General features: G+C 61.9%; 9 protein-coding genes. 4 read left to right on the forward strand and 5 right to left on the reverse strand.

What is annotated here, in order from left to right; genetic code table 11:
* Window position 1 precedes the first annotated feature (1 nt).
* The 4 genes from NXS98_RS08920 to NXS98_RS08935 are packed head-to-tail and all read left to right on the forward strand — an operon-like array spanning window position 2 to window position 6,158.
* Complete coding sequence (locus NXS98_RS08920) at window positions 2–1,108, forward strand: HlyD family secretion protein (RefSeq protein ID WP_283844612.1); 1,107 nt, start codon at window positions 2–4, stop codon at window positions 1,106–1,108.
* 11 nt (window positions 1,109–1,119) lie between these two features.
* Complete coding sequence (locus tag NXS98_RS08925) at window positions 1,120–2,181, forward strand: DUF3616 domain-containing protein (protein WP_283844613.1); 1,062 nt, start codon at window positions 1,120–1,122, stop codon at window positions 2,179–2,181.
* 20 nt (window positions 2,182–2,201) lie between these two features.
* Window positions 2,202–4,580 carry a lamin tail domain-containing protein gene (locus tag NXS98_RS08930; protein ID WP_283844614.1) on the forward strand — a complete coding sequence of 793 codons (2,379 nt, stop codon included), beginning with the start codon at window positions 2,202–2,204 and terminating at the stop codon, window positions 4,578–4,580.
* Window positions 4,581–4,598: 18 nt separating this feature from the next.
* Window positions 4,599–6,158, forward strand: a complete 1,560-nt coding sequence (locus NXS98_RS08935; protein ID WP_283844615.1) for a TolC family protein — start codon at window positions 4,599–4,601, stop codon at window positions 6,156–6,158.
* 30 nt (window positions 6,159–6,188) lie between these two features.
* Here the strand turns inward: NXS98_RS08935 and NXS98_RS08940 are convergent, their stop codons facing one another.
* From NXS98_RS08940 to NXS98_RS08960, 5 genes are all read right to left on the reverse strand, one after another.
* On the reverse strand, window positions 6,189–6,362 hold the full coding sequence (locus NXS98_RS08940) for a DUF1737 domain-containing protein (protein ID WP_283844616.1): 174 nt from the start codon (window positions 6,360–6,362) through the stop codon (window positions 6,189–6,191).
* 9 nt (window positions 6,363–6,371) lie between these two features.
* Window positions 6,372–6,695, reverse strand: coding sequence for a UDP-N-acetylmuramate dehydrogenase (locus NXS98_RS08945; protein ID WP_283848148.1), 324 nt, complete (start codon window positions 6,693–6,695; stop codon window positions 6,372–6,374).
* Complete coding sequence (locus tag NXS98_RS08950; protein ID WP_283844617.1) at window positions 6,581–9,040, reverse strand: DUF5060 domain-containing protein; 2,460 nt, start codon at window positions 9,038–9,040, stop codon at window positions 6,581–6,583. The genes NXS98_RS08945 and NXS98_RS08950 overlap by 115 nt, the downstream gene beginning before the upstream one ends.
* 101 nt (window positions 9,041–9,141) lie before the next feature.
* Entirely contained in the window at window positions 9,142–14,010 is a 4,869-nt protein-coding gene (locus tag NXS98_RS08955; protein ID WP_283844618.1) for a LamG-like jellyroll fold domain-containing protein, read from the reverse strand.
* A gap of 155 nt (window positions 14,011–14,165) precedes the next feature.
* Window positions 14,166–20,819: a lamin tail domain-containing protein gene (locus NXS98_RS08960; protein WP_283844619.1), complete on the reverse strand. Its 6,654-nt coding sequence runs from the start codon at window positions 20,817–20,819 to the stop codon at window positions 14,166–14,168.
* Between the last annotated feature and the right edge of the window lie 189 nt (window positions 20,820–21,008).

The following is a 21,008-nucleotide window of genomic DNA, read 5'->3' on the forward strand; positions in this document are numbered from 1 at the left end:
GATGAAATCACTGCCTACCATTCCTGCCCCGGTGGGGACCCTCTGGCGCGAAGTACGGGTCCGGATTATGCCCGTCCTGATGTTTGGCTTGCTGGTGTGGTGCATTGTCGGACTCTGGACGCAGGTGAACCGCGCACAAACCCTGGCCGGAGTGGGCGAGGGAGTGCGCGCGCTGGTCACCAGTCCCCAGAGGGGGTGGCTGCTCGATATAAAAGTCAAGCCGTATCAACTGGTCAACCAAGGCGATCCGCTGGCCGTGATCCAGCCGGCGGACTCGCGCATGCTCCTGGATTTTCTGCAATCGGAGGTGCAGTTGGCGCGGCTGCGGTTCCAACCGGCGGTCGCCGACCAAAACGCGATGAACTATGAACGAATCCGGGTGGAACTGCTGCGCATGAAGTCCGAGTTGGCCATCGCCAAGGTGAACTTGCAGCGCGCGCAAAACGAGGTCGAGCGCAACCGTCCGCTCTACCTGGAAAAACTGGTTTCCGAGGATGTGTACGACTTGAGCCTCAAGACGTACGAGGCCTTCCAGGCGGAGGTTACCGAAAAGACCAGAGGCGTGGAGGAATTGGAGCGGCAGATGGCAAGCCTGCGCGCGCTGGGTGACCCGCAGGTGGCGCCAAAGGATGCACGGCTGGAGGCGCTGCTCAAGCGGCTGGAGGCCACGCAATCCCTGGCGGCCAGCAATTGGGGGCCGATCACGCTGGTGGCGCCCATTTCAGGCATGGTGGCCGCGATCAATCGTCAACCAGGGGAATATCTGATGGATGGCGAACCGGTTCTGAACGTTCATTCGTTGTGGAGCGACCGGGTGGTGGGTTATCTGCGGCAGCCGTATCCCGTGGATCCGCAGGTTGGCTTGGCCGTCAAGATTACTACCCGCACCCGAAGCCGGCAGCAGTTTTGGTCCTCGGTGGTGCAGGTGGGGGCGCAGGTGGAAGTGATCACCAACGCCTTGGCGTATGTCCGCCAAGGCGCGCTGGTGGATGTTGGCCTGCCGATCATTATTGAAGTGCCGCCTGCCGCGCGTATTCGGCCGGGGGAAATAGTGGATTTGTGGATCAAGCCCCCGGCGGCCAACCGGGAAATTGGCCACACAAACTGACTAGCTTGTTTATGAAACCGACCTCCGCTTCCAGCCCGCCAGGCGGCGCTGCAACCTCGCGACGCCTTTTCCCCGGGCTGCCGCTGGTGCTGGCGGCGGCCTTGTCCGGGCAGACCGCCGAATCCGTCCGGTCATTCTACGGTTTGCGGGACGCTTCGGCAGCGGTGGCGCTGGATGCGCAGCATTTCGCGGTGGCGGATGATGAGGACAATCTGATTCGCGTTTATCGCCGCGAGGGCGGCGCGCCGATTTTCTCGTTGGATTTGTCCCGGTACCTGCGGGTGGATCCAGCCGTTCCGGAGGCGGATTTGGAAGGGGCGGCGCGGGTGGGCGAGCTAATTTACTGGATTACCTCCCATGGCCGCAATCTGGCCGGGGAGGTGGCGCCAAGCCGCCAGCGCTTTTTCGCCACCACCGGCTCGATTCGCAATGGAGAAGTGGACTTGCGACCGGTTGGAATTCCCTATACCCGGCTGCTGGAGGATTTGATGGCGCATCCGCCGCTGCAACGGTTCCACCTGGCCGCCGCCTCGCGGCTGCCGCCCAAAGCGCCGGGAGCGCTGAACATCGAGGCATTGGCGGCGACGCCCGAGGGACATTTGTGGATTGGTTTTCGCAATCCAGTGCCAGAAGGAAAAGCCTTGTTGGTGCCGCTGCTGAATCCCGGCAAAGTAATCCTGGGCGAACGGGCAATATTGGGCGAACCGCTGCAATTGGCGCTGGGGGGGCGGGGGCTGCGCAGCATGACCCGCTGGCGTGGACAATATCTCCTAATCGCTGGTTCGCATGATGGGCGGGGACAATCGGAGATGTACCGCTGGAGCGGGCGGCTGGACGACGCGCTGCAGCGCCTGTCGCATGCCAGCTTGGTCGGACTGAATCCGGAAGCCCTAGCAGAGTTTTTTGAACCGGCAGATGACCTGCTCGTGGTCAGCGACGACGGAAACTACAAACCACCGAGAGTGCTTGGGCGAAAACCCAAAGGCATCTACCAGAAACAATTCCGGGCCGCCATCATTCCCGCTGCCGCGGTTCTGCCCGGGCCGGTCAGCGCGGCGGCGAAGCCAGATTAAGTGAAGTGAGGTTTAGGACCATGCACCTGCCAATTGCTTTGAAACCGCGGCGCCGCGTTGAAGCTCGATCCCGGCTGAACAGCGGGAAGACCTGGCTGCTCTGCCTGATGCTCGCCGGCACTCCGGCTTCCAGCCAGATTGTCATTAACGAGGTCTTGGCCAACAACAAGGGAGTGTTGACCCAGGAGGGGGTGACCCCGGATTACGTCGAGCTGTACAATCCCACCTCGCAAGCGCTCAGTGTGGCGGGCATGCGGCTCACCGATGACCCGGCGCAGCCGGCCAAATTTGTGTTTCCAGCCGGAACCGTCATTGAGGCGGGGGGACATCTGCTGGTGCTTTGCACGACCAATCCCCTGTCGTCCGAATTGCGGGCCAACTTTGGTTTGAGCAGCTCGGGCGATCTGCTGCAGCTATACGCCGCCGACGGAACCACCCTTGTGGATGCGGTGGTGTTTGGTTTGCAGGTGCCCAACCTCAGTGTGGGGCGCGTGCCCGATGGCGCGGGCGCCTGGCAATTGAACCAACCGTCGCCGCGCGAGCCAAACGAAGCGCAGCCGCTGGCGCCACCCGTTGGGCTGAGAATCAATGAATGGATGGCCCGTCCGGCAACTGGCGACGACTGGTTGGAACTTTACAACACCGCAAGCCTGCCGGTTTCGTTGACTGGTTTGGTCCTGACCGATCGTCCGGTGGGCACGCCCACCAATCGGGCGCTGTTGGCGCTCTCGTTTGTTGGCGCGCGTGGTTTCGCCAAGTTTCAGGCCACGGATTTGGAGAAGATGGACGCGGATCACCTGGACTTCAAGCTGGGATCCAGCGGCGAGACGCTTACCTTGTACGCTGCCGATCGCTCAACCATCCTTGATCGCGTCACGTTTGGCAGCCAGGCACCGAACGTTTCGCAGGGCCGTGCCCCGGATGGCAGCGCAAACATCGTCTCTTTCCCGCCCGGCTTCGCCACCCCGGACGAGCCGAACATGGCCCTCATCACCAACGTGGTCATCTCTGAAGTGTTGAGCCATACGGATCCGCCACTGGAGGACGCGATCGAGCTGCACAACCCCACGGCGGTGCCGGTGGACATCAGCAATTGGTGGCTGAGCGACTCGGCCGCCGAACTGAAGAAGTACCGCATTCCGGTAGGGACGGTCATTCCCGCGGGTGGGTATTGGGTGTGTTATGAATACCAGTTTGGCGCCACCGGCGGGTTCTCCCTCGATTCCGCGGAAGGCGACGAAGTGTTTTTGAGTGCAGGCGACGCCACCGGCAACCTGACGGGGAGCCAGCTCTGGACGAGCTTTGGCGCACTGAAGAACGGGGTCTCCGCCGGCCGCGTCCCCACGAGCCTGGGCACCGATTTCGTGCCGCTGCGCGAGCGCACCTTCGGCGTGGACAACCCCAGCGCCATCACTCAATTTCGCACTGGCACAGGCCGGCCCAACGCGGGGCCGCGCGTTGGGCCGGTGGTTATCAGCGAGATTCACTTTCAACCGCCGGCGAGCGTGACCAGCGCCGACGAGGAGTTTGTGGAGTTGCACAACCCCACGGGGAATCCCGTCGCGCTTTACGATCCGCTCCATCCCACCAACCGGTGGCGGATTCGGGATGGCGTCAGCTTCGATCTGCCCCCCAACACAACGCTGGCCGCAGGGGGATATTTGGTGCTTGTCAGCTTCGACCCAGTCACGGCGCCGGGCAAGCTGGCCGCGTTCCGCGCCAAGTTTGCAGTTCCGGCGCAGGTGCCGGTCCTAGGACCGTATGAAGGGAAGTTGAGCGATGCCGGAGAAACCCTGAAATTGCTGTGGCCGGACAAACCCGAAGGACCGGCGGAGCATAATCCAGGCTACGTGCCGTATGAATTGGTGGAGATGGTCAAATACCAGCCGGGACCCCCATGGCCCAGCGGCGCGGCAGGCACGGGGCAGTCGCTGCAACGGCGCGACGCCTTGAGCTATGGCAATGAGCCTTTGAATTGGTATGTGGGCGCGCCAACCGCCGGCCGAGCCAACGTGGTGGACAGCGACGGAGACGGGATGCCCGACGAGTGGGAAATCGCCCACGGGCTGGCACCGTATTCGAACGGCGACGCGGACTTGGACTTGGATGCGGATGGGATGAGCAATCGCGCCGAGTTCTTGGCGGGGACTGATCCCCAAAATCAGCAAAGCACACTGCGCTTGAGTATCGCCCGGGCGGGGGACGGTGGGTTGCAGGTATGCTTCTCCGGGGTGACGGGGCGCAACTACACCATCCAACGTCGCGGCCTGGCGCTGACCGACCCGTGGCAGGCGGTGACGAACCTCGGCCCGGCGGCACACAGCGGGCCGGTGCTCGTGCCCCTGCCGATGGGGCTGGACGGCGCCATCTACCGGGTCACACTCTCGTGGCAACCCTGACGCCGGTATTGCCGTCCTATGACTAACACTCTTCCGACTTTGAAGCAGGCTGCCGTGCTGGCAGCGGTGTGGGGTGGTTTGCTGTTGCTCTCCCCTGTCCACGGCCTCGCCCAGGAGCAATCACCGACGTTCCGCCCCATTACGCTTTTGGAGTGCATCCAAACCGCCCTCCTCAAGAACCATGCGCTCCAGATCCAGCGGTTGAACCCGGCCATCGCCCGCAACACGCTGCGCGGGTCGTATGGCTACTATGATCCCTGGTTCACCGCCGACGTGCGGCGCGAGAGCCTTTCGGACAGCGGCGGTTTTGACCCGGCGGACTTCAGCAAGGACGCCGTCTATCGCGCGGACTCGACGACGGCACGCCTGGCGCTCACCGGTGTTCTGCCAACCGGCGCGCGCTACACGCTGGGCGGCGATTACGCGAACAGTTACGGAACCCGCAACTTCATGGATTTTGATTCCTACAATCTCAACGCGGATTTAACCCTGCAACAGCCGTTGCTCAAGAACTTCTGGATTGACCAGGGCCGGATGACGATTCAGATCAACAAGCATAATTTGAAGATAACCGAGCTGGGGGTGAGGTACCTGGCCAACGACGTGATCAACCAGGTCCAATTAGCCTATTACGAGCTGCTGTATGCTCGCGAATACTTGGGTATTCAGCAAGGGCTGGTGGCGATGCGCCACCGGCTGCTGGCCGGTGTCAACCGCCAGATTGAGGTCGGTATGCTCACCCCGCCGGATGCGCAATTGGCGCAGTCCCAGTTGGCGGTGGCGCAGGCGGAATGCGTGAGCGCGAGCAACCTGGTCGTGCTCGCGGAGAATGCGCTGAAGACCATCTTGGGCGAGGCTCATGACCAGGCGCCGGCAAGGCGGCTTCTGCCCCAAGAGCAGTTGATTACGGTGCCGGAGGCGTTTGACCTACACGAAAGTTGGACCCGGGCATTGCGCCTGCGCGCCGATCTGGCGCAACTGCGGCTGGATTTGAAGAAGGCGGAAGTGGATTTGAAATACCGCCACAACCAGTTGTTCCCATCGCTTGACTTGGTGGCGGGGTATGGGCGGCGGGGCGCCAGCACCGTCCAGACCTGGCCGGGCTATCCCGCCGCCGCCTCCGCCTCCGAGGCTTTCAGTCAGATTGGCCGGGGGGATAATCCGAGCATCCGGGTGGGAGTTATCTTCTCCCTGCCGCTGGGGCGGACGATGGAGCGCGGCAGCTACCAGGCCAGCAAGCACCTCAAGATGCAGGCCGCTCTGTTGGTGAAGCAAAAGGAGCAGGTGGTGATGCAGGAAGTGTCGGACGCCTTGCATACCGCCCAGGCGGATTGGGACCGGTTGCAGGTGATGCGTGAGGCCGTGAAGTCGGCGGAAAACGCCTTGGCGGCGGAAGAGCGCCGACTGGCAGGGGGAAAAAGCACCCTGTTCGTGGTGCTGCAATTGCAGCGCGATCTGGCTACCGTCCAAACCACCGAGGCCCGCGCGCGCGCGAACTATAATCAGGCCGTTTCCCGATGGCGGTGGGCCGAAGGCAGCTTGCTGGAAAGCCACCGGATTGCCCTGGACCTCCGCTAATCGCCGCCTAGGCGGCCTTCCAACAGAGTCTCAATGCGCCGCACCCATAGCCCGGACCATCGCCTGGCACAACTCGTAGGGGCGGTCTTGGGAGCAAACGCACGGCGAGCCCAGCGGCTGCCAGCCCGCTTCCATCAACTGGTTGACCTCGGTTTGCACGTCTTCCCATGAGCCGATGACCAGCCGGTAATGTGTTGGTTTCATAAAGTTGCCTCAGCCAAGTCTTTCCACTTCCCACTCAATGTCAATGCCGGTCGCGGTCCTCACCACCTCCGCAATGTGCCGGGCGAAACCCTCGATCTCAGCTGCGCTGGCGCCGCGGCTCACCAGCACCAACGCCTGTTGTTCGTGCGTGCCCACGCGGCCGCGCTGGACCCCCTTCAGGCCGCAGACTTTGTCGAGAATCCATCCCAGCGGCACTTTCATGCGGCCGTCGCCTTCGTCATGCCCCGGCGGGCCGGGGAAGCGCGCGGCCAGCGCGGCAAACTGCGCCCGCGGGAGGATCGGGTTCTTGAAGAAAGAACCGGCGGTGGCCACCTGCGCCAAATCGGGCGGCTTGCTTTGGCGGATGGCGTGACCGCCGCGTGCCGGTTAGTCTTGCAGGCCGCCAAAGCCAGCGTGCCGGAAAAACCGCTGGAAGAATCACCATCGTTATCCGCAAACACCAGCGCCGCGCCGCAAAAGTGAATCACAAAGGTGTTCTTGCGCAGCTCCTCATCCGTGTAATCGCGCTTGATGCCGCGAATGTGATAGGTGTTGCCGCTCCACAACGTTTCCTGCGCCAGCATGGGCTTCGCCGCATGATGACTTTCCAGCAATCCGCGCGCCAGGTGGGCGCAGTTGACCGTCTTGGGCCCCTGCATGGTGCCGTAGGTCAGCCACGGCTCATTCCGGAATTCATCATCGCCGGTGCGGTTATGCACCGAGAGCGGCTTGCCAAACACATTGTGCTGCTGAATCAATGCCCCCAGCCGGTTGACCTCCTCGCGGCTGAGATAGGGGCTTTCCCGCAGCAACGGCTCCGGACCGGCGACATTGAGCAACAGGTTCCAATAAGCCCCCAACCGGGCATAGGTGTAACGCACATAAAGCTCCTGCTCCGCCGGCTGGCGCGGAAAATTGGAGTCGCGGCCAAAAAATCCCGCAAACGGATACACCAGCAGGCGGCGGCGGGCCAGCTCTTCAATTTGAGTCTCCAGCCACGCGTATTCCGCAGGGTTCAACGGCCACAACGCCGGCGTTTGCCAGCCCTGCCCGCGGCCTTTGGCGTTGCGATTCAAATAATGACTGGCCACCGACAACAGGTTGTAACCCTGCGCCTGCACCCAATTCAAAAAAGCCTCACGCTGGGCTTGGGGAAAATTGCGGGCAAAGAAACGGTCTCCCACGTGCAGACCCCGCAACAGCACCGGCGGCCCATCCTGAAAACCAAACCAAACCGGATTGGCCTTGTACGCCGCAATCATCCCGGGAAGGTCGGATGCCACACACTCAAACTCCTCCTGCACGGACACTGAGCCATCCGAAAACGCAGCCCTCACCTTCCACCGGCCCACCTGGTCCGGCATGAAGCGGATGCGCCAGCTTTGGCCGCCGTCGTAATACCCCCAAAACTTCACCGTGCTCCCATCCGGCCGCGTGAACAGAGCGTCCAGCGAAACATCCCGGAACGGGTCCTGGTAATTTCGTTGGGCAGCGATAGTCATCTCAAAGCGGTCCCATCGCTTCACCGGCCCCGACGCCTTGCGGGGCGCCGTTTCCACGGCAGGCCGGGCGGCCTCAGCAGCCTGCGCGGGCGGCGCCGACGGAAAAACTCCGGCCACCAGCGGCATCAACCACAACCCCGAAGTCCCGGCCAACTGGTCATTGTTGACCTGCTCGCCTTCCTCCCAGCAGGCCCACACCCGCCCGTCAGGCGTGGTGGCCAGCGCTACAAAGCCGGGTTTCTGTCCACGCGGCGCGGGCAGGCGTTGCTCGCCCACCCACTTCCCCTGCACCCGCGCATTCCAGCGCCCGCCAAAACTGGCGGCGTACAAGTTTCCCGCCCCGTCCGCCGCCAAGACCGGCAGGTCACGGCGGCCGGCGACCAGGGCGCGCCCCAAAGAGCGCCATTCGCCGGGACCACCCACCCGTTGATGCACCGTGCCATTGCCACTGATGACGAACACGGAGCCATCTGCCAGCGCCAGACCACTGGGGGCCTCCTGGTCATCATCGCTGATGCCGCCACCAGCCCACGTCTGGCCGCCATCGGTGGAAACGCGATACGCGCAGCGGGTGGGCGCGCCGTGCCGATACACCACATGCACCGACTGATCCTTGGGACTGATGAAGACGTGGCCGTACACGTGATCGTTCTGGCCCTTGGGCAGTCCCCCCGCCACATCCGGGTCTGGCAAATCCACAAACTGCTCTGCGCCTGCCCGCCGCAAACGCAGACCCAGCCAGCCGCCGCGCACCCCCCCGCGGCGGCAAATGTAGATATTATCCGCGCGGTCTATCGCCATCGCCGTATCGCGCTCCACCCCAGGATCGAGTATCTTCCATACACCCTTTTCCCGCCAGGCATAACCACGATCCACCAGCACGTGCGGCTGGCCGCGGGAATCCACCACCACTTCAGGGTCGCTGCGCTGCGGGTTTGCCGCCCGCAAACCGGTGGCCTCCTCCGGCCCCCACGCCGCCGCCCCGGCAGGCCGATGGCGATAGTAAAGCACCCCCTCGCGCACATAGGTTAAATGCAGGCCGCCAGCGTCATCCGCCGCCAGGTCGGGATACGAGCCGTCGCCCACACGCGCAGGTTTCATCGTCACGGGCGCCGCCGCTGCCGTGCCAGCCCAAACGGTCATCACCAGCCATAGAATAGGGTTCAAGTTAGACATATTTCAGGTTGGACACATGATGAATCTTATGTTGGCCAGGTTCTGGTACTGCAAACCCACCCCAGCCTGATCCTGGGCTTGATGTTCGGATGTAAGCAGCCTCAAGGTTGCAAGCGGAAGAACCGGAGCGGTTGGTCCGCGTTGAGACGCACCGTGGATTGCCCACCTTGCACTTCCACTGTGGCCTCCACCGGTTGCCAGTTTCCGTTGCCCAGGTCATCGGTGTAAAACAACCGGAACGGCACAGGCGAAGTCCAGTTGAATATGAGCTGGCCTCCTTGGCGGCCCAGTCCCAGCCAGGGCGCTGTGACGATGAAGTTCGGCGGCAAACCCACCTGCACATACCGAATCTCCTGCAGGCTGAGCGCCCGATTAAACACCTGGATTTCATCCATCAACCCCCGGAAACACCGGCTGTTCGAGGAGCCGGTGGCGGTGCGAACCGTCCCCGCCACAGCGCCAAAGTTCCCCAAGGTCACCTGACCAGTGGCCTCGATGGGTCCCCGCAGGTAATTGGTGGCCAGGTCCAGAGCAGCGGCGCTGCCAGGGCTGCCAAAGAAGAACTTCACCTGTCCCACCTCCAGCCCCGAATCATAGGTCACCGCAAAGAACACCCAATTTTGCGGGCCCGCCTGCGGATCCGCCGTCAACCGGCCCGCGGAACTTCTGGCCGGCGTGCCATCCGGCCATTGATTCACCCCCAATTGCAGCGAGCCATCCGCCTGATGCACCAGATCAAATCCGCGACCATTCGGGCTTTCCAGCGCGAACACAATGCGATTGCCCCCGCCGCCCACGGTTGAATCGCGGCAGTTCAACCATCCGCACACCGTAAACGACCCCATGCGGCCCAGGGAATTTCCAAACCCATGCACCAGGTCCACCGCCCGGTTACCGTCGGCGGCGCCAAGCGTGCCAAAATCAAGCGCCGTGACATTGCTGGCAGGCGCATAGATTCCCGCCGGCACGGAAACCGAGAACTGCGGAAAACCACCCTGCTGGATGAAATCGCCCCGGCCGCCCACATTGCCCAGATTGGTGCTCCATGTGCCATTCCCTTCATTGAACGAAAACCGCACCTTCCTGCCGTCCTCGGGCAGCACCGTCAACCGGGCCATCTCACTCAGGTTCGTGCCATAATTATTATACACTTCCGCCCGGAAAACGGCCCCGTCATCGGCCGGCGCAGCCATAAAGGTGTAGATGAAATTGGTGGCCGCGGGAATGACCTCCCCGTTGCGCAACCAACGCACGTTCAATGGGGGCGTGCCCGTGGCAATCACGCTGAACACCGCGGGTTGTCCGGCAAATAAGGTCAATGACACTGGCTGCGACACCACCCCCGGCGGAGCCTCGGGGGCGGTCTGCCCGCCCATCACCTGCACCTGCCGGATTTCCTCCTCCGTCAGGGCTTGGGCAAAAAACCGAATCTCGTCCATCAAACCGCGGAAAGCGCGGGAGTTGCTGCTGCTATCCCGCGTCCCTGCGTCATTGGACGTGCCCGCCACAAAATTCCCCAGCGTCAGCTCACGCGCCACGCTGGCATCCAGCACCGGGCCGCGATTATAGTTCACCAGCGTTGCGCCAGCATCCCTTGTGGCCGGTGTGTTGCCATTGCCAAAGTAAAATTTCACGTTGTCCGACGGCAAAGAAGCATCGTAGGTAATGGCAAAAAAGGTCCAGTTGCCGGGCGATGCCGTCGAATCCCTGGGCACCCGCCCCGACGAGCTGGTGGGGCCAATGTTGCCGGGGGGATTGGGAAAGTCCGGCGCCTGATTCACCCCCAGCCGCAGCCGCCCATTGGACTCCATCACCACGTCAAAGCCCGTCAGCCGGTTGCTGGTGATGGAGCCAGCATCGCTGGGCCAGGTGGAGATGATGCGGTTGCCTCCGCCGCCAATAGTCCCATCAGTGGCATTGATCCATCCCGTGACCGTAAACTGGCTCACCCCCACCGTGTTGGTCTTGACCGCATAGGGGAAATCCACCGCTTTGCCGGCGTAATTGGAGTGGGCCGACCCGGCGCCAGTATAGAGTGCATAAAGATTGCCCGCCGGCGCATACGGCCCCAGCGGCACATTGTTGGTGAAAGTGGGCAATCCTGGCAGAGAACTTGCCGTGCCATAGTCAATCCACCCCACGCCCCCCGCGCGCCCGCTGTTGGTCACGGTGTTGCCGGAGCCTTCTTCAAAGCGCACTTCCACCACCGGCACGCCCCGCGGCGGCGGCATGTAGGCCGTGAAGGTCACATTCGTCTCCAATAAAAAGTTGGGCAGTGGCAAAGCCCGATCCGCGATGGCCTGCACCGTGAGCGTATATACCGCGCCAGTCACCATCATGTCGGTCGTCAGCAACACATTGCTCTGGTTGGCCGCCAAAACCGCCGTCCAGATGCCCAGATTGCCCGGTTGCACCATGTAATTTCCCACCTCCTGGGCCATGCCAGCATCCAACGGCTCGGAAAAAGTAATCAAAAGGTTCGTCAAATTCGGCGCCACCACCTGCACAATCCAGGGCGGCGTCACATCGCTTTGCACCTGCAATGTGGCGTTGCTGCTCACCAACTGGCTGACCAGATTGGACACCACCACCCGGAATTGCGCCCCGTGCTCCTCGGCCCGCACCGGATTCAACACATAGGTCGCATTGGTCGCGCCCGGTATGTCCACCACATTCCGCTGCCACTGGTACCAAATCGGCAAACCGCCGCTCACCACCACACTAAACACCGCTTCCCGGCCAGCATAAGCCGTTTGGTTGGCAGGCTCGGCAAGAAAAGCCAGCGGAGCGGGCGGCTGCGCGGCTTTCACCTGGGCAGCCTGAATTTCCTCCAGCGTTAATACATTGGTGAAAACCATCACCTGATCCAACAACCCACGCAACACCCGGCTGCCCCCGCCGGGGCCGAGTTCAGCGCGCGCCCCAGCCACCGGCCCAAAATTGGCCAGTGTCACCGCACCGCATTCCGGCAACACACCGCGGCTATAGGTGCGCGTCACGTCCAGCGCCGCAGGAGTATCGCCATTGCCAAAGTAAAACTTTACATTATCCGAGGCTTGTGTCCCGTCATAGGTGACCGCGAAAAACACCCAGTTGGCAGGCCCCGTGCCCGCATCAGCCGTCAATCGCCCGGACGAACTGACCGCCGGTGAACCATCCGGCCATTGGTTGACCCCCAACTGCAATGATCCATTGGCCAGGTGCACCAAATCAAACCCGTTGCCATTTGGCGCCACCAGGGCAAACACCACGCGGTTGCCCCCCCACCCCACCGTTAAATCGCGGCAATTCACCCACCCGCATACCGTAAAGCCATTGATCGGCCCCAGTGCCCCCGGCAAGTCCACGGCCCGGTTGCCGTCCGAAGCAGCCACTATCGGCCCAAAATCCATCGCGCTGCTATTGAAGGCAGGCGCATACGGCCCCACCGGCGCATTCGCCGCAAACATCGGGTAGCCCCCTTGCGTGGCAAAGCTGGCCAGCCCTCCCCGCGTCCCGCGGTTGGTCGTCGCCGTGCCGCTTCCCTCGCTAAAGGAGAAATCCACTATGGGCACCACCGGCGGCGGCACGTAGGCCGTGAATGCAACATTCGTCCCCAGTAAAAAGTTGGGAAAAGGCAGGGCCCGGTCAGCAATCCCCTGCACCGTCAGCGTATAAACCGCCCCCGTGACCATCAGGTCCGTGGTCAGCAATACATTGCTCTGGTTGGCTGCCAAAACCGCCGTCCAGATGCCCAAATTACCCGGTTGCACCATGTAATTCCCCACCTCCTGCGCCATGCCCGCATCGAGCGGCTCGGAGAACGTAATTAAAATGTTCGTCAAACTCGGCGCCCCCACCGAAACCACCCAGGGTGCCACTAAATCGCTCTGCACCCCCAGCGTCGCATTGCTGCTCACCAGCACGCTGACTAGGTTCGACACCACCACCCGAAACTGTGCCCCATGGTCCTCCGACCGAGCCGGACTTAACACATACGTCGCATTGGTTGCCCCAGGTATGTTCTCCCCATTCCGCTGCCACTGGTACCAAATCGGCAATCCCCCAGTGACGACCACCGAAAACACCGCATCCTGCCCAGCATTCACCACCCGTTCCACCGGTTCGCTCACAAACGCCAACGGCGCAGGCGGTGCGGCAGGTGCCACCTGCACCGCCCGGATCTCCGCCAAACTCAACACATTGGTGAAAACCATCACCTGGTCCAGCAACCCACGCAACACCCGGCTGCCCCCGGCCGGCCCCAGCTCCGTCCGCGCCCCGGCCACCGGCCCAAAATTGGCCAGCGTCACCGCGCCGCAGTCCGGCAGCACCCCGCGGCTGTACGTGTGTGTCACATCCAAAACCGCCAGCGTCTCCCCGTTTCCAAAATAAAAATTCACATTGTCCGCACCCAGCGTCCCATCATACGTCACCGCAAAAAACACCCAATTGGCTGGCCCCGTGTTGGGATCCGCCGTCAACCGACCCGCCGAACTGACCGCCGGTGAACCATCCGGCCATTGATTGACCCCCAATTGCAGCGACCCATCAGCCAGGTGCACCAAATCAAACCCGTTGCCATTGGGCGCCACCAAAGCAAACACCAATCGGTTGCCGCCCCAGCCCACGGTCAAATCGCGGCAATTCACCCACCCGCATACCGTAAAGCCATTGATTGGTCCCAGTGCCCCCGGCAAGTCCACGGCTCGGTTGCCGTCCGAAGCAGCCACAATCGGCCCAAAATCCATCGCGCTGCTGTTGAAGGCAGGCGCATACGGCCCCACCGGAGCATTCCCCGCGAACATCGGATAGCCCCCCTGCGTCGCCAACGTCGCCTGCCCGCCGCGCGAACCGCCATTGGTGGTCGTGCTCCCCCCTCCTTCACTAAATGAAAAATGGACCACCGGCGTCGGCTGGGCGAAAGACCGCCCCGCCAACATAAAGACCAGGAAGATGACCAGCCAGGCCGGGGCAGCCAGCCGGGTCATGAACCTTCCATTCCATGGGAATAACGGATTTGATTTTGGGGTTTTCATGGGATTTACCGGGTTGAGGTTAAATAAAAAGACACACACCGCCATGCCGCTGGCCAGCGCCACGTTTTCCTGGAAATATCCTTGTGCATAATTCTTCGTGGGCGCGTTCAAGGCTCCAGCACCGTTCTCAAGCGGAAATATCCTTGCCGCCCGGAAAGCGGTACGTTCGTGGTCCGCAAAGTATCCCCCGTCGCCTGATTCGTAAGCCACGGACTCCAGGCCGGCGGGCTTAGACTGGCGCTATAATCAAGAATGTAGGTCATGCCCGCCCGCGCGGGCCAGGCGAGTTCCCACCGGCCCCCGTTGAAAGCAGGCGGTTGCAACGCCGGGCGGGCAAGGACTTCAATTATAAAAGACCCCAAACTGCCCAGCGGTGGCTGGCCATTGTCCGTAACCCGCACCTGAAAGAGGTACACACCCGGCGCGGCTGGCACCCACATGAAGAAGCCGTTGGTGGTCACTTGGGCATCGGCCGGAGCGCCAGGTTCCAAACTGAATGACACGGTTTGAGAGGGACCGTCCGGGTCCATGGCTTGCAACGCGAAAGCCACCGGTTGTCCCACAAACACCGTCCGATTGCCCACCGGCGCCACCGCCGGCGCCTGATTGGCGCCCCGCAACCAGTTGCCGGTGCGCGGCGACGCCGAACCGGCCATGTACACGATTTCCACCCCGCCGTCCGGGTATCGGCCCATGCTCACATCGTTGGTCTGGAGGCCGAACTCCACCGTGTCAATCACCGTGCCATCCGCGGCAAACAACCCAATGCTCTCACCGCTGGCGGACAGTTTGAAATTCACATGCAAATCCGACCGGGGCCGGCCCAATGCATCAGTGTTCTGACCGGTTTCTTCATCGGCCCACACCAGCAGGTAACCTCCCGGCGGGATGATGTGAGCGCCGTTGGTGGTAATCTGATGCTTGAACCGGTTGGACAACGTATCCGTGAGATAACATCCGGACAGGTCCACTGGATTGGTGCCGGGATTGTACAGCTCAAACCAATCCTCATAGTCCCCGTCCGCCGGGTCAGCCAAAGTGCGCTGGTTGCTGGCCATCCATTCATTGACAAACACCATCAATGGCAAACCACGCGGATCATTGGGAGCGTCGGCGGTCGGGTGAATAAACTGCTGGCGGTCAAATGGCTGGCCATCCGGATATGACCCATAGCTGCGTTCAGCCGGCACCTGTGGGTAATTTACATAATCCAGCACCTGCGGCTGGCCGTTGTGCAGACGCGCCAGAGCCACCGAGCCGCCGCCGGGGGCGAGCCTGAAATTCGTATGCCATTCACCGGCGGTGCTCTGATGGGGCTGCCCGTCGGCAATCACCACCAGGAATTGGCCCGGGCCAATCGTCGCGCCTGCGGGAAAGGCCCACTGCGTCAAGTTCGAGTAATTGGCCGAAAGGTACAACCCCTGCAACGCCACGGTGTTGCTACCGGCATTATATATTTCCAGCCACGGCTCCTCCTCCCCCGCCGCATCGCGATAACCCGCCGCGCCCCCAGGCGCCACCTCGTTGATCCATAAAGGCGGGAAAGCCGGCAGCGTGGCAGCCAATTGATTGGCCACACCCGGCGTGCGATAGGTCACCGCCGGCGACACCAGCCGCGGCGGCAAATTAATTTCCGGCGTCACCGTGGGCAAAATATTGGTGCTGGTGGTCAACGCGGCACTGTTCTGGATGCGCACATAAAGATTGGTGGCGGAATTGGTGGACCAGAACCAGAAACTCAGCGTGCATATCGTATTGGGAGCCGGCGCTGGGGAGAGATTTTGCGAAATCACCCGCCCATAGCTGTTGCCAAAAGTCGTGCACTCCAGACGCAAGGCTCCCTGCCCCGAACGCGCCGGGGCGCTCACAATGGCGGTTTTGGTGTAATTGCTGGGAATGAACCAGCTATTGGTCAACGGTGGCTCGTCCGCCAAGGGCATTTCAAAATCGCCGTTGCGAATGTAGTTGAAGCCCACGGCGGCATTGGTGCCCTCCACCAGGCATATATCATCAATGAGCGCGCTCGCACCATTGGTTTCGCCCAGGTAAATCAGCAGTCGTTGCGCGCCACCGCCCACGCCCAGCCCAATGCTACCAGTCAGCACCACCTGGCGCCATCCCGTGTTGGTGGTGGCCGGCTGGTAAATCCCGCCCTCATAGACCGCCGGCACATACTGCGCCGTCCAGTTGCCTGCTCGGGCATTGTCCTGATTCACATCCACCAACTGATACGCGGAGCCGGTGCCAGCCACGGCGGCCGCCGGCCACGGTGGAGCGCCCTCATAACGCACCCGGTCCACCACCACCTCAGGTCCGCCCTCGGCCCCTGGCATCAACAAGGTCAGGGTCTCACCATGGGCCTGCAAGTTGCCGGAGTATTCATCCAGCAAGGGCGTGGTGGGACCGTAAGCGGCGAGGTAGGCCCACCGGTTCTTGGTCAGCACCAGGTAACTTCGCGGCGCCAGCCAGGTGCCGGACGGAAACCGGTAGTCCAGCCCATTAATGCGCCACCTGGAAAGGTCAAAGGCGGTGTTGGTGGAACGATTGAATATTTCCACGTATTCCGCGCCTGGCTGCGCCGGTTGGGCCATGATTTCGGTGAAAATCACGTTGCCCACCGGCGACTCCTGCGCGGCGTTGACCAGGGCATTGACGCTGGCAACAGCATTGCTCACCGGCTGGCCCCGCAGGTCCAGTCCCGTGATGCGCACAGTATTGGTGGCCAGACTAAGCGGCACACGCAGCGTCCAGCTCGAAACGCTGTTCCAGGTCACCGGCCACGGCGTGCCATTGACCAACAAAGTTTGCACCGCCACCGGCGCCGTGCCCGACAGCGTCACCACGTTGCTGCCCGTCACACTCACGTTGGTGGCAGTCACACTGAACACCGCATTCCCCCCGGCGCTGGCAATCACGCTTTTCACATAATCACTGCGCTGCTGGATGTAACTCAGGCGATGCGTGTACGTGGCGCTGGAAAAGGGCCCGTAATGCGCCAGCCAGTACGCCAGATAATTGGTGTTGTAATGGCTTTGCATCAGGTCCAGCAGTTGGGCGTACAGCATCCGCAAGTTGGACGGCAGGTTGATGATGCGCCCCAGATTTTGCCCCCCCACAATCACATCCGTGGCGGAACGGGTGAAGGTGAAGTCATTGTCCCACATCAGATACACCGCCTTGTGGTCCTCCGGCCGAAAATAAAACATCATGTTGTGGTTCAGCCAGAAGGTGTACGTGTCATTCACTCCGCACAAGGTGATTACGGCATACGCCCGCAGCCATTCCGGCATGTCCATCAACTGCTGCGTTTGCGTCTCCAGCGCCGCCCCGCTCAAACTGAAGGCCTTGCCCAGCGCCATCATGGGACGGTAATCATCCACCGCCCGCTGGTTTTTGCGGATGTAGTAGTAGCGGTAATTCTCCTTGTCATTCCCATGATCCGTGAGATCCACGTACTGCGTCGTGTTCGGCTGCGGCAGCTTGAACCCATCCGCGGTGGCGCTGGTGGAATAGTAAATGCCTTCCATCTCAAACAGCAGCCCCCGCTCCCCGTCCTTGAAAGCGCTGGCCGCAAATTCATCCTCGTAACTGGGCGTCAGCAACGCAGGTCCATTCTCCGTGCCGCGCGGGGACAGCACCCGCGCCACATCCAAATACATGGTGGGTATCCCCCCCGCCGCCAACGCCAGGTGCCGCACCACGATTTCCTCGTTCGCCGGCGAGCTATCCCCAGGCCGCCGGTCCAAACCCATGGTGGGATGCACTCCCCGGAACTTCTGGTCCGGTTGAAACGCCAGGTGAAATCCCACCCGATTGCTGAACGGCCGCCCGTTCATGCTGGCCTTCAATCGCAAGCCCACATTGTAATAAGCCACCCGCTCATTGTAGATCACCGTGCAGGGCCAGTTGTGATTGCTCATCACATTGGTCGCCTGATGCAGCCACGACGCCAGGGCAGGCGTCGTCACCATCCGGATGGTATGCCCGGGATAAGGTGTCGCCTGTCCATCATTCACCTTGTACAGCGCGCCTCCCTGCGCCCCCTCAGGCGGAAACATCCCCACCGCGCCCAGGGCGTCCACCGCCCGCACATAAAACTGCACCACCGCGCCAGACGCCTGGCCCGGCAAACTCCCTGAATACTCGCCGTCCGCCCCCAAGGTCATGGGAGCGTTGGACCACGCCCCGCCGTTCACCGACCAAAACACCTGACATTGCACGATGCCCTCGGCATCCGAGGCGGCCACCCGCACGGTCACCGGCGCGCCCGCCGCCGGCACCACCGGCTCATGTCGCAGGCGGCTGAAGGTGGGGCCAAGGTTGGCCACGAACCGCGAATTGCGCGCACCCGGCGTCCCATTGTTCTGCGGCGTCACCAGTTCCGTGGTGCGCGCCACCCGGTTGAACCACAGCCGGGTGTTCAGCAGGCGATTGCCCCCCAGCCACTTGGCCCGGAAACTGACCTCATATAGCTGACCATTCACCACACTCAGGTTGTCTTTGAGTGTGGTTACAATGTGATTGTGCATGTGCTCCTGCGGGCCGCTGGCCACCACATGCAATACCTGGTTGCCCGGCCGGTCGGGGTCAGGAATCACCCGGCTTTGCATGTGGGTCCCCAACACACGCCACCCGCTGAGGCCGTTTTCAAAATCGCCGTTGGTAATCATTTGCACCGGATTATTGGTGGGCGATTGCGTCACCCGAATGTCATCCACCAGACACTCCCCGGCAGCCTGCAGCCCCAGCAGGAATTCACGCCACACACTGTCAGGATTGGCCGTGACGCTGGCCTGCGCCGTCATGCGGTACGTATAGGTGCGCCAGCCTGCCTTGCTGCCCTCATCACTGGCAGCCCAGGCCTCAGCACTGGCAGCATCAGCAAAAGGATTGCGCAACTCCAGACTGGACCCCCCGCCATTGGCGTACTGCGGCCAGCGTCCCCAGGAATAATAAAGCACCTCGAAGGCCGGGTTGCCCCGCCCGTCCACCAACCGCAAAGGCACATCCTCCGATGAAAGACGGCCGTTATAATCGCCGATAATGTCGGCCGCCGGCCAGGCCGCCCGGAGCGTGGCCGCGTCTTTGGCTACCACCAGGTAACCACCCGGCAATAACACTTTGCCGTCAGGAAACCGATAGCTGACCGCTCCTTCCAACCGCCAGTCCGTCAAATCCACCGGGTTGGTGCCCCGGTTATACAGCTCAAGCCATTCTTCAGGGTTTTCCTCCGGCGGCAAATCCCCCACCGCGGGGAAGGGCTGATGATGATACATAATTTCATTGACCACCACGTCCGATTGCAGCCGCACATCATTGGTGGCGCCTGGGGTGGCCTGATGCGGATGCATCCAGCGCCCCAACCCTTCAGGATATCGCGCCTGCGGATAATTCCTCGCCACCACGGCATCATAAACCCTCACCTTGCCCGGCGCGTACAACACCACCCGGTCACCCCCATCCGCCCCAAAACCCACCGTCGCCCGGTCCAGCACCCACCGCTCACCCGGGAGCAGCGTCCGCGCCGGCAACACATACTCCATGTAGTGCGTCCCAAACCGCGCCAGCACGCAGCCGTCCAAGGCCACCGGCTCGCGGCCATAGTTCATCAGCTCCGCCCAGAATTGCTGGTTGGTCACCGCCGGCAGCTCATTGAAGCAAACCGTCAATTCAGGGGCCTGAACCCCAGGCGGCGCATTGGTGACTGAAGTCACTTCCTCCAACTGCAAACCAAAGACAATGTCTGAACTGGTGCTGTTCACCTGATGCACCTCTGCCGCGATGACATTGGTGCCGGGGCGCAAGCTGGCCGCCGAAATTCCAAATGGCCCCTCATACACCGCATCGTTCACCGTCCGGCTGGCCAGGGTGGCGCTGGTCACCGGATCATTCACCCCCAGGCGCCACACCTCCACCCCGTTCAAATACACCACCACCCCGTCATCCACCACGTGCCGCAACACCAGTGTGGCCCGGCTCACGTCCCCAGTGTAGGTAAAGGCCGTGCGAAAATAGTACGTCAGCTTGCTGCTGCCCACGCTCAAGGTCGTGCGAATCGGCTCCGGCAGACAATTGCAATCTTCCCGCGCCAGCAATGCCGCTCCCTGCGCCCATCCCTGGTCATCAAACTCCGGATTCCGCCAGGCCGTCCCCCAATCCGCGCCCGATTCGTCATAACGCCATACAGCGTCCATGGGTAGCAATGTCCGGCTTTGGGTGGTAATCGTAACCCGCGGCTCATTGGCCACACCCGGAGACCCGCCCATTTGCACACTGGCCCGCCAGTTGGAAGGCGTCCCCGTGGCCAGTTCCTCGTCTATTTTGGCCAAGGAGGGACCGGCACCATCCGGTGCCACCGGCCAAAGCCCGGAGGTCCCATAATCCAGCCGGTCCATCACCCTCCCACTATTATTGCGCAATACCAGGGTACCCCCCGCATTGGACAGCCGCCGGTTAAAAGGCCCCATCACATGGGTGGCCCCGGTGGCTGCCATCAGCGCAGCAGGCTGGATGGCCACCACCACAAAACCGCGCCCGGGCACACGTGTTCCCGGCGGAAACTTGTAGTCAATCTCGCCCTCCAAACTCCAATCCGACACATCCAAATCCACCGCCAACTGGTTGTACAATTCCACCCACTCCATCGCCGCCTCATTGGTGGCGGGATGGTACATGACTTCATTGAACACCAGTGTGGCATCACCGCGTGCCGAGTACCACGCCGCCAGAACAAGCACGGCGCCTGCATAAATAACTTTCATGAACTGCTTGCCTTATCTTCCAACCCTCATCCCCAACAGGCGGCGCGTTAAAAGCATTCCCCGTTGGGGTAGCCACCCTTCGCCCAGCCAATAACCTCATTGCATGGCACTTTCTGGGCTGATGGATGATTTGCTAAATCTAAAATTATCCCTCCTTCCCCAAAGATTTCTCCCTTTATTTCCAAAAAA

Source organism: Fontisphaera persica, assembly GCF_024832785.1.
Taxonomy (GTDB): Bacteria; Verrucomicrobiota; Verrucomicrobiia; order Limisphaerales; family Fontisphaeraceae; genus Fontisphaera; species Fontisphaera persica.